Raw genomic sequence first — 11109 nt, 5'->3', positions numbered from 1 at the left:
CAAGGCAACCTTGGGATCAAGGCGTTAGGGCAGTTTCTCACACCCACCCTCGGGCAAGCACTGTTCGCCGGGTTTGCACCATTTGCCATAGCCGCAGTCGATCGCCTTAACCGGCACACATCCTTGGTGGTTCGAACATTTGAATCCAGGGCGGCATTGTGATCCGGTTTTCTCGCACAAGAACCAACCGGGCTGTGCGCATCCTCCGCCTGGCAGGCAGGATGATCCGGCCGCACAGGTCAAGCCGTCGTCACAGGTGATGGGGCTGCCGCTGGTGGCTGAATCCGGGTCGAATTCGGGGGTGTTTCGCTGGCATTCCCCGCGCGCGTTGCAAAAGCTGTCGCCGGGGCAGTCCAGACGCGTGGTGCATGCGTTGGCTCCTTTGGGTGCGCAGCGCAACCCGCCTGCCACGCAGCGCTCGAACGGCCCGCAGCTGCGGCCGCCGCCGCAATAGGTGCCGCCCAGCGGGATGCAATGATTGTCGAAACTGCATCTTTGCCCACCGGAACAGCACCGACTGCCACAGGCGAACTGCCCCGCGCGGCACTGATCGTTTCGATCAAACAGCTGCGCCGAAATAGGCCCGCTGACCAAGGCCAGAAGCGCCCAAATTGAGAGGAATCGAAACAGGATCAGCATGATTGCCCCAATGGTCGGTGCGACCGAGCGCGCAATCAAGGGCAATTCGCTTTCCCTCGGTCAAAAGGAGGTTAGATTGAGTGTTATGGAATCGGCTTTGGACTTTCACACAGCGCGGGCTCTGCTGGACTGGCAGATTGAACTGGGCGCGACGGATGCGATCGGGGATATCCCGGTGAACCGCTATACGTTGCCCGACACAGCGCCCAAATCCAAAAAGCCCACAGCGGTACAAACGGCGCCGGAAAAGCCCAAGCCGGTCGATGCGTTGGCGATTGCCGATTCAGTCGCCAAGACAGCTGGTTCGCTGGACCAGTTGCGCGCTGCGATGGATGCGTTTGATCATTGCGAGTTGAAACGTGGCGCGCGCCAGTTGGTGTTTGCCGACGGGACGCCGGGTGCGCGGGTGATGATTATAGGCGAAGCTCCGGGCCGGGATGAAGATCGCGAGGGCAAGCCCTTTGTTGGCCGGGCCGGGCAGTTGCTGGACAGGATGTTGTCCGCGATTGAGCTGAACCGTGCCGAAAACGTCTATATCACCAATGTTCTGCCCTGGCGGCCCCCGCAGAACCGGGATCCCAAGCCCGAAGAGATCGGCATGATGAAGCCGTTTCTGGAGCGCCACGTCGCATTGGCCAAGCCCGAGGTTCTGGTCGTGATGGGCAATATCAGCTGTCAGGCGGTGCTGGGCAAACGCGGTATAACTCGGTTGCGCGGCCAGTGGGATCAGGCTTGGGGGCTGCCGGTCATCCCGATGTTTCACCCTGCTTACTTGCTGCGGCAACAGCCAATGAAACGGCAGGCCTGGGCAGATCTGTTGGAGTTGAAGGCCCGGTTGGAGGGCAAGTGATGCGCATCCTGGCCTTTTCCGACCTGCATATGGCGCGCAGCCGGGCGGTCGAATTGGTTGCCGCCAGCGCCGAGGCGGATCTGGTGATCGGTGCTGGTGATTTCTGCAATATGCGGCAAGGGCTGGATCAGGCGATGGAGATGCTTGCGGGCATTTCGGCCCCTCTGGTCCTAACCCCCGGCAATGCCGAAAGCGTCCAAGAGCTGACAGCGGCTGTGCCCGAAGGTGTCCACGTGCTGCACGGTACCGGGATGACTGTGGACGGGGTGCGCCTGTTTGGTCTGGGATATGGTGTGCCCGTGACGCCTTTTGGCGGTTGGTCCTGCGATCTGACCGAGGCCGAGGCCGCCGAGTTGCTGGATCGGTGCGACGCTGCCGATATTCTGATTACGCATTCTCCGCCCAAAGGGCATGGCGATGTCACGTCGATGGGCGGCGCCGTCGGTTCGGTCGCGGTGCGCGACGCGATCGAGCGGGTGCAGCCGCAGCTTTCTCTGCATGGCCATATCCATGACAGCTGGGGGTATCGCGGGGCAATCGGGCGCACCCAGGTGGCCAATCTGGGGCCCAGACCAAATTGGTTTGAGCTGCATTGATGATCGAAACTCTAACCCTTCTGGCGTTTATCCCGGCTGCGCTCGCTCTGAACCTCACACCCGGAGCTGATATGATGTTCTGCTTTGGGCAGGGCCTGCGCAAAGGCGCACGGCCCGCGCTCGCGGCCAGCGCCGGTATTTCTGCAGGGTCGATGGTGCATGTCCTGCTGGCTGGGCTTGGGTTTGGCGCGGCGGTATCCACGCTGCCCTGGCTGTTTGATGTGATCCGTTGGTTGGGGGTGGCCTATCTGCTGTATCTGGCCTGGCGTTCGATCAAAAACGGTGCTGCGCCGACCGAGGCACCGGCACATAGCGGGAAACTTGCGTTTCGTGATGGGCTGCTGGTCAATCTCACCAATCCAAAGGTCATCCTGTTCGTGCTGGCCTTCATCCCGCAATTTGTGGACCCGGCCTTGGGGCCAATCTTGCCGCAGTTCCTGACCCTTGGCCTTATCATCGCGCTGGGCGGCTTTGTGGTGAACGGGATGGTCGGCATGTTTGCCGGTGGCACGGGCCGAGTCTTGGTCTCGAACCCGCGTGCGTCGCGTTTCATGGGCTGGGTGACCGGAGGGATTTTTACGGCGCTCGCCATTCGGCTTGCGATTATGGAAAGGGCCTGACGTCATATGTCACGCATCGACGAAAGCAAAGAATTCATTCCAGTTCGGATCGCCGTCCTCACTGTCTCGGATACGCGGACGCTGCCCGAGGACAGATCGGGACAGACTTTGGTGGATCGGATTCAGGCGGCGGGCCATTGGGTCGCGGACCGCAAGATCCTTCCGGATGAGCGCGCCCAGATTGCAGAACAGCTGCGCGTGTGGATCGCAGATCCTGAAATAGATGCCGTCATCTCGACCGGGGGTACCGGCCTGACAGGGCGCGACGTTACAGTCGAGGCGCATCGGGATGTCTACGAGAAGGAAATCGACGCATTCGGCACGGTTTTTACAATCCTGTCGATGCAAAAGATCGGCACCTCTGCCGTCCAGTCGCGCGCCACAGGTGGCGTCGCCGGGGGCACCTATCTGTTTGCATTGCCCGGCAGCCCCGGTGCCTGCAAGGATGCCTGGGATGGAATATTGCTAAAACAGTTCGATTATCGTCACCGGCCCTGCAATTTCGTGGAAATTATGCCCAGATTGGACGAACATCTGCGACGGAAGTAAGATGGTTACACGTTCAAATGTGTATTACCGCTTTGTGGCTTGGCATTTTTCGGGGCAAAGCTACCTTCTGAAATGCCAGCCTGATGCGAACGGGGTGATAGTAAATGCGCTTTCTGAGGCAGAGCCTTGCCGGAGTTTTCCTGACGTCCTTGACGTTGGCACTCTTGTTTGTGGCGGTTCAGATGATCGCGGGTGCAGTGCAGGATGTTCTGACGCGCGAGGATGCCGCTCCGCAGGCGCGGGAGCGCATTTTTGCGGTTACTGTCCGGCATGCCGAAGTGGAAACCGTAACGCCTTATCTTGAAGCATTTGGCGAGGTGCAAAGCCGCCGCCGCCTGGAACTGCGTGCAGCGCTTGGTGGCCGTGTGATTTCCTTGTCCGAAGATTTCGAAGATGGCGGTGCTGTCACTGCAGGAGAGGTTCTGGTCGAGCTTGATCCGGCGGATGCACAATCGGCGCTGGATCGCGCCAAGTCGGACCTGCTGGATGCCCAGTTTGAGGAACGCGATGCCGAACGGTCGCTGCTGCTGGCGCAGGATGAGCTGAACTCGGCCGAGGCGCAGGCCGAATTGCGGGGCCGTGCCCTGCAGCGTCAAAAAGACTTGAAAAGCCGGGGAGTGGGCGCGGCGGCATCCGTGGAAGAGGCGGAACTGGCCGAGGCATCGGCACAGCAATCTGTTTTGGCCCGGAGGATCGCGCTGGCACAGGCGGAATCGCGCGTCGATCAGGCAACGACTTTGCTGGCCCGCGCCCGTATCGCGCTTGCCGCTGCCGAACGTGATTTGGAAGACATGACCATCCACGCTCGGTTTGGGGGAACATTGACCGACGTGACTTTGGTTGAGGGTCGCCTGGTGTCAGCCAACGAAAAACTGGCCGAATTGGTTGATCCTAAAGCACTTGAGGTGGCCTTTCGCGTCTCGACCGCGCAATTCGTGCGCCTGCTGGATGCTGAAGGGGATCTGATCAATTCCCCGGTCACTGTATCGCTAGAGGTCACAGGAGCAGATCTTGCGGCACAGGGCCGCATAAGCCGCGATAGCGGCTCGGCCGGAGAAGGGCAAACCGGTCGCCTGCTTTATGCCTTGCTCGAGGATACTTCGGGATTCAAGCCCGGTGATTTCGTGACAGTCTCGGTTCAGGAACAGCCGCTTGAGAACGTGGTGCGCCTGCCGTCCTCGGTTCTGGATTCAGCAGGGACGGTTCTGATTCTGGGCAAGGATGACCGGCTTGAGGTTCTACCAGTGCAGTTGATCCGCCGTCAGGGTGATGAGGTGCTGCTGCGCGGGCGGGGGTTGGAAAGTCGCGAGGTTGTCATTGGTCGAACGCCTCTGCTTGGGGCCGGTGTCCGGGTCAGGCCGCTGCGGGATGAGGCCAGCGCAGGGGGCCAGACGGATATGGTCGAGCTGTCCGAGGAACAGCGTGCCCAGCTGGTGGCGCAGGTCGAAGCCAGTGATGCATTGCCTCAAGATGTCAAAGCCCGCGTGCTGGGCCAACTGGGCGAAGCCAAGGTTCCCGCGTCGTTGGTGCGCAGCATCGAAAACCGAGCCGGAGGTTAGGCGCGATGATGCGCGAAATTCCCGGCGCGGCTGGGGGGATACTCAGCTATTTCACGCGCCACAGGACGGTCGCCAACCTGCTGCTGCTAGTTATGCTGGTGCTGGGCGCAGCTGCCATCCCGAATATGCGGGCGCAGTTCTTTCCCGATGTGATCCTTGAACGGGTGGATGTCAGCGTTAGCTGGGATGGAGCTGGCCCTGAAGATGTCGATAATGGCATCGTTCAGTTGTTGGAGCCGGCCCTTCTGGCCGTTGAAGGCGTATCCAGCACCTCTTCGACTTCGCGCGAGGGCACAGCCCAGATCCGGATGGAGTTCGAGCCGAACTGGGATATGTCTCGCGCGGTCGAAGAGGTCAGAACAGCGGTCGACAGTGTCACCAACCTGCCAGACGACGCTGATGAGCCGACCATCCGACGCGGTGCCTGGCGCGATCGCGTCACGGATGTTGTCGTCACCGGCCCTGTCGATCCTGAACAGCTGGCCAAGTTCACCGATGAGCTGATCAACCGTTTGTTCGCTGTTGGCGTGACCCGCACCACGATCCGGGGCCTCGCCGCGCCGCGCGTTGTAGTCGAGGTGCCCACAGCACAGCTGATCGCCAACGACATCACCCTATCCGAGATCGCCTTAGCCATCGCTGCCGAGGTCAACGCCAATCCGGCAGGGGATGTGACAGGGGCCAATGCGCGCATTCGCACGGGCACCGAAAAGCGCAGCCCGGAAGAGATCGAAGGGATTACGCTGCGCAATTTCACCGATGGCTCAAAGCTGTTGATCGGTGATGTGGCGCAGATCCGGATCGAGGGGGTTACCCGAAACCGCAGCTATTTTGTTGGCAAGAACCCGGCAATGTCCGTCCGTGTGGACCGGTCAAATCTGGGGGACGCGATTGAAATTCAACACACGGTCGAAGATGTCGTCTCGCAGATGCAAGCCAGCCTGCCCGAGGGCGTAAAGGCCGAGCTGATCCGGACACGGGCGCAAGCGATCACCGACCGGCTGGATATTCTGGTCGATAACGGGCTGGTTGGGCTGGGTCTTGTGGTCTGCCTTCTGTTTCTGTTTCTGAATGCGCGGATTGCCTTTTGGGTTGCCGCGGGTATTCCGGTGGCAATGTCGGCGGCGATTGCGTTCATGTATATTGGTGGCCTGTCGATCAACATGGTGTCGTTGTTCGGCTTGATTATCACTCTGGGTATTGTCGTGGATGACGCCATCGTTGTGGGTGAACATGCCGATTTTCGCGCGCGACGGCTGGGTGAGCCACCAATGGTGGCCGCCGAACGCGCCGCACGTCGCATGGCGATGCCGGTCTTTGCTGCGACGCTGACCACGGTTATTGCCTTTTTTGGCCTGACTGCGATTGGTGGACGTTTCGGAGAGTTAATCCGCGATATCCCCTTCACGGTGATAGCGGTATTGATCGCTTCGCTGATCGAATGCTTTCTGATCCTGCCCAACCATATGGCCCACGCGATTGCGCACTCTGCCAAGGAACATTGGTATGACCTGCCGAACCGTGTGGTGAACAAGGGGTTTCGCTGGGTGCGCGATACGCTGTTCCGACCGCTGATCGCCTGGGTAATCTGGGCACGCTATGTGGTGGTGTCGGCGATGATCGTCATTCTGGCCAGCCAGATTTCCCTGTTCATCCGCGGGGACGTGAACTGGCGGTTCTTCAATGCGCCCGAGCGTGGATCGGTTACAGGCAATTTTATCATGGCCGAGGGCGCAGGCCGCGCGGATACGTTGGCCATGATGCACCAACTACAGACCTCGGTAGAGGCGCTTGGCCAACGCTATGAAGAGCGGCACGGGCGCAACCCCATTGATTACGTGCTGGCCGAGATCGGGGGATCCGCGGGCCGTGCACTTTCGGCAGCGGATGGCAAGGACACGGATTTGCTGGGCGGGATTTCGATCGAGTTGATAGATGCCGACCTGCGCCCCTATTCGAGCTTCGAGTTTGTCGGAGAGTTGCAGGAAATGGCGCCAAGCCATCCCAAACTTGAGCTGCTCAGCTTCAGGGGCTGGCGGTCTGGTCCGGGAGGAGATGCGATTGACGTGCAGCTCTACGGCGCCGATGTGAACACGCTTAAAACGGCTTCCGAGGACTTGCAGGTCGCGCTTTCGAAATACCCTGAGGTTTCAGCGCTGGAAGACAATCTGGCCTATGACAAGGAAGAATACATTTTGGATCTGACCGCGCAGGGACAGGCGCTGGGCTTTCGGATCGAAACATTGGGCCGGGTGCTGCGGGACCGTCTGAACGGGATCGAGGCCGCGACCTTTCCTGATGGCCCGCGCAGTGCCGAGATCCGGGTTGAATTGCCTGAAGGAGAACTGACCGCCGATTTCCTGGAACGCACACTGATGCGCACGCCCGATGGAGTCTATGTCCCGTTGGCCGATATCGTTTCGGTTCAGCGTAAATCCGGATTCTCGACCGTGCGGCGTGAAAACGGGCTGCGGGTGATTTCGGTCTATGGCGATATCTCCGAGGATGATCCAACACGCGCGGCCGAGATCGCCCGTGCGATGAGCGAGGAAATTCTGCCCAATATCGCAGCCACACGTCAGGTCGAGTGGACCATGGCAGGTCTGAGCGAGCAGGAAGAAGAGTTTCTGTCCGAAGCCCGTACCGGTCTGATCCTGTGCCTGACGGGCATCTATCTGGTGCTGGCCTGGGTCTTTGCCAGTTGGACCCGACCATTGGTAGTGATGGCGATCATTCCGTTTGGTTTGGTCGGAACCATTTGGGGTCATTATATCTGGGAGGTTCCGCTCAGCATGTTCACGGTCGTTGGCCTGCTTGGGATGACCGGAATCATCATCAACGACTCGATTGTTCTGGTGACGACGATTGACGAGTATCAGCAGACTCGTGGGCTGGTGCCGTCCATCATCGAGGGGACATCGGACAGATTGCGGCCAGTAATGCTTACGACGCTGACCACGGTTCTGGGCCTGACCCCGCTATTGTACGAAGGATCGCAGCAGGCACAGTTCCTCAAACCGACCGTGATCACGCTGGTCTATGGGTTGGCGTTTGGTATGGTGCTGGTATTGCTGCTCGTTCCTGCCCTGCTGGGGATCCTGAACGATCTGTCGCGGCCTATGACGGCCATGCGTCGCGCAATTCGGGCGCCGGATCGTGTGGTGCAGGGGGCGCTTGTTGTCACCGGGTTTGCCTTGATGCTCTGGTTTGCGTTGACGATGATCTGGCCTGCGGTGACCGGGGCTCCACCGGGCCTTGTTTCGGGGCTTTATGCCGGGCCAGAGGGCCCCTCAATCCTGCGGATGGGGTTAGGAGCTTTTACTGCCGGCGCCATGGTGATTCTGGTGGTGAGCATTGTTTTGTCGGGCCTGTTGTACGCCCGTCTCAAAGGACGCACTGCCTAGCCCTGACGCAGGGCGGTTTCCAACAGGTTTGAGACTCGGTCGCTCATGGGCAGTGCGCCTTGTCGGATCAAGTCCAGTGGGAACCAGCGTGCATCCATTGCGTCATCCCCCGCAACCGGTTGCCCGGTCTGATACTGGCAGGCCACGCCAACCAACAGGTAATGAGACAGAACAGCGCCCTGGGCGTCACGGCGTAATAGGTCTAGATTATCCAGATAACGCAACGGTTCGGCGATGACCGAAGTTTCTTCGCGCAGTTCCCGCTGTGCCGCCTGAAGGACGGTTTCGCCCCATTCAACATGACCTCCGGGAAACCCCCATAGCCCCTTATCCGGTTGCTTGCTGCGCTGAACCAGAAGGACGTGCCCGTCATGAATGACGACCGCAAGCGCACCGATTTTCGGAGTTTGCATCATGGGGTCAGCCAGCGCTGCACCCCAGAATTTCCACCGCGTGATTGGCACCCAGAACAGTGATCCGGATCTTTGAGCGATCCAGCGCAAACGGACCGCCCGAGGCGTTGATCACCTCGGATGTGGCGACCAGAGTACCGCCCTGCCGCTTGGTGTCGGTTTGCGAGGCCCACAGCTCGGGGTTGCCGGGCTCGATCACGGCAACCTCGCGGCCACCGGCGGAAGGCATGGTGACGCGCGCCTCGATCTGCATTCCGTCAGATGTCGGGGTCAGGTGACAACGTGAGTTCGCTACTTGGGCCTCTTCGGCGGAATATGGGCGCTTGGCCAGTGCCGCCGCGATCGTCGGGTTGCGCTCTGCTTCGGCGTTCAGGGTGTGATCGAAGCCCAAACGTTCCGGGATACAGACGTCTTTGCAGACCCCCAGATCCACCGTGCCTTTCAGCCGCACGGGTTTGGCCGGGTTCTTCGGCGAAATCTCGACCGGCAGGACCATTTGATTTTCGTATCCAATCGACCGCAGGCCATTCTGGTCAAAGACATCCGGCGCGGGCCATGTGATCGACACGCTGCCGACATTGGTTGATCTTTTCCAGTCGAACTGTGGCGGAATACCCGCATCGCCCGGCGCCCGCCAATAGGTCTTCCAGCCGTCCTGCAGGGTCACCCGCAGCGCCCCAAGATAGGCTCCATTTGCTGTGCGCCCGCCGTCCAGGATATCCAATTCGGCCACCGAGCCGACCACTTGTGCAGATGCCGGTCCAATCGCGCTAACGGTCACGGCAAGGGCGGCTGCCAGAAATGTCTTGTGAATGTTCATACTCTATAAATGCGTGGTCTCGAGGCGAATTCCAAGTCACGTTCGGGTCACTCGAATGAAATCTAGCGAAATCGCCGCTGGTCCCTTGCCAATACCGGGACTGCGGGGGCATTGTTGATGGGAGCTCAGCAAGAGATGTCGTCTTATGGATCTGACCGGTAAACTGTTGATTGCGATGCCTGGGATGGGCGATCCGCGTTTCGATCATTCGGTTGTCTATATTTGCAGCCATGGCGACGATGGCGCGATGGGTCTGATCATCAACAAACCATCGGATTTACGCATAAAGACGCTGCTGGGTCAGTTGAACATCGCTTGCCGTATCCCGATCGTGGGTGAGCGTCTGGTGCATTTCGGCGGCCCGGTCGAGATGTCGCGCGGATTCGTCCTGCACAGCGCCGATTATGACGCGAACCTCCATTCCCTGCAGATTTCGGACGATTTCAGCATGACAGCAACGTTGGACGTGCTTGAAGACCTGGCCTCGGGGCAAGGGCCGCTGAATTCTATGCTGACGCTAGGGTATTCAGGCTGGGGACCCGGGCAGCTTGAGGATGAGATCGCGATGAACGGATGGCTCACAACCGATGCGGATTCGAAGCTGGTGTTCGATGTCCCCGATGATCAGAAATGGGAGGCGGCGCTGGCAACGCTGGGCGTCGATCCTCTGACTTTGTCGGCCAGCGCAGGGCGCGCCTGATCAACTGTCACGTGGCGCTGCGGCCCGGCGCAACCGGTCGTTGATAGCGGCACCCAATCCGTGGTCCGGAATAGGGGACACGGCAATCGGGCGTCCGGTGCTGTTGAGCTTGTGCAAAGCGGCAAACAGATTGGCCGCCGCCTCGGTCAGGTTGCCATCAGCGGACAGGTTCAGGTCGCATTCGACCGGCCCAAATCCCAAGAGAATCTCGTCACCATGTGTAGTCTGCGCGTGCAACCGGACCGCCACGTCCGGGGCGTAATGCGACAGCATCTGTCCGGGTGCTGTTAGCGTGTCGCCCGATTGGTGTAGATGCAATGCCGAGCCGAGAGCTGCCTCGATCTGGTCCAAAGCCACCCCTCCGGGGCGTAGCAGAGCAGGTTCTCCAGCGAGGCCGACAATGGTGGATTCCAGCCCGACACCACAGGGACCGTCATCCAGAATGGCAGCGATGCGCCCGTCCAGACCGGCGCGGACGTGCGCGGCTGTTGTCGGGCTGATCTGTCCCGAAGGGTTGGCCGAGGGCGCAGCGACCGGCCCGTCGAACATCTCGAGAATAGCCCGGGCAGAAGGATGCGCAGGCACCCGAACCGCCAATGTATCCAGCCCGGCAGTGACAAGCGACGATACACCGTGCCCTTCCCGCAGCGGCAGAACCAGAGTCAGCGGGCCGGGCCAGAACGCCTGTGCCAAAGCCTCGGCCTGATCTGACCATTCAACAAACCTGCGCGCGGACTCTACCGATGCGACATGCGCAATCAGAGGGTTGAAACTGGGCCGGCCCTTGGCGGCATAGATGCTGGCGACAGCCTCTCCGTTGCGGGCATCCCCACCCAGCCCATAGACCGTTTCAGTCGGGAAAGCGACCAGCTGTCCCTGCCTCAAAAGATCCGCAGCCTGAGCAATTCCCGCCGGGTCGGCTGACAGTTCGAGTGTACCGTTAGAGATCATTGTGAGTG

11 protein-coding genes are annotated in these 11109 nt (G+C 60.1%); 7 read left to right on the top strand and 4 right to left on the bottom strand.

Annotated features, from left to right (window positions below):
• Positions 1 to 24: 24 nt before the first annotated feature.
• Positions 25 to 684, bottom strand: coding sequence for a scavenger receptor class F, member 2 (locus AC2FH6_RS06790; protein ID WP_496701803.1), 660 nt, complete (start codon positions 682 to 684; stop codon positions 25 to 27).
• A 40-nt stretch (positions 685 to 724) separates the two neighbouring features.
• Between AC2FH6_RS06790 and AC2FH6_RS06785 the strand changes: the two genes are divergently transcribed.
• From AC2FH6_RS06785 to AC2FH6_RS06760, 6 genes are all read left to right on the top strand, one after another.
• Positions 725 to 1489, top strand: a complete 765-nt coding sequence (locus tag AC2FH6_RS06785) for a uracil-DNA glycosylase (RefSeq protein WP_496701865.1) — start codon at positions 725 to 727, stop codon at positions 1487 to 1489.
• Positions 1489 to 2085: a metallophosphoesterase family protein gene (locus AC2FH6_RS06780; protein ID WP_271948518.1), complete on the top strand. Its 597-nt coding sequence runs from the start codon at positions 1489 to 1491 to the stop codon at positions 2083 to 2085. The genes AC2FH6_RS06785 and AC2FH6_RS06780 overlap by 1 nt, the downstream gene beginning before the upstream one ends.
• Positions 2085 to 2705 carry a LysE family translocator gene (locus AC2FH6_RS06775; RefSeq protein WP_496701801.1) on the top strand — a complete coding sequence of 207 codons (621 nt, stop codon included), beginning with the start codon at positions 2085 to 2087 and terminating at the stop codon, positions 2703 to 2705. Before AC2FH6_RS06780 ends, AC2FH6_RS06775 begins: the two co-directional genes overlap by 1 nt.
• 6 nt (positions 2706 to 2711) lie before the next feature.
• Positions 2712 to 3254: a molybdenum cofactor biosynthesis protein B gene (moaB, locus tag AC2FH6_RS06770; RefSeq protein ID WP_496691833.1), complete on the top strand. Its 543-nt coding sequence runs from the start codon at positions 2712 to 2714 to the stop codon at positions 3252 to 3254.
• Positions 3255 to 3358: 104 nt separating this feature from the next.
• Complete coding sequence (locus tag AC2FH6_RS06765) at positions 3359 to 4813, top strand: efflux RND transporter periplasmic adaptor subunit (protein ID WP_496701799.1); 1455 nt, start codon at positions 3359 to 3361, stop codon at positions 4811 to 4813.
• A 5-nt stretch (positions 4814 to 4818) separates the two neighbouring features.
• The gene (locus AC2FH6_RS06760) at positions 4819 to 8217 is read left to right on the top strand and encodes an efflux RND transporter permease subunit (RefSeq protein ID WP_496701797.1); all 3399 of its coding nucleotides are present in this window, start codon (positions 4819 to 4821) and stop codon (positions 8215 to 8217) included.
• Here AC2FH6_RS06760 and AC2FH6_RS06755 read toward each other — a convergent pair.
• Together AC2FH6_RS06755 and AC2FH6_RS06750 are read right to left on the bottom strand one after the other, a co-directional pair.
• Positions 8214 to 8633, bottom strand: a complete 420-nt coding sequence (locus AC2FH6_RS06755; RefSeq protein WP_282027236.1) for an NUDIX hydrolase — start codon at positions 8631 to 8633, stop codon at positions 8214 to 8216. The genes AC2FH6_RS06760 and AC2FH6_RS06755 overlap by 4 nt on opposite strands.
• A gap of 4 nt (positions 8634 to 8637) precedes the next feature.
• Positions 8638 to 9450, bottom strand: a complete 813-nt coding sequence (locus AC2FH6_RS06750; protein WP_496701795.1) for a protein-disulfide reductase DsbD domain-containing protein — start codon at positions 9448 to 9450, stop codon at positions 8638 to 8640.
• A gap of 145 nt (positions 9451 to 9595) precedes the next feature.
• Between AC2FH6_RS06750 and AC2FH6_RS06745 the strand changes: the two genes are divergently transcribed.
• A complete protein-coding gene (locus tag AC2FH6_RS06745) occupies positions 9596 to 10150 on the top strand; it encodes a YqgE/AlgH family protein (protein ID WP_496700966.1) in 555 nt (184 codons plus the stop codon).
• Here AC2FH6_RS06745 and AC2FH6_RS06740 read toward each other — a convergent pair whose 3' ends face one another.
• Positions 10151 to 11101, bottom strand: coding sequence for an L-threonylcarbamoyladenylate synthase (locus tag AC2FH6_RS06740; RefSeq protein ID WP_496701792.1), 951 nt, complete (start codon positions 11099 to 11101; stop codon positions 10151 to 10153).
• Positions 11102 to 11109 lie beyond the last annotated feature (8 nt).

The sequence above is a fragment of the Ruegeria sp. CDSC045 genome, assembly GCF_059610725.1.
This window is presented reverse-complemented; position numbering and strand designations above follow the sequence as displayed.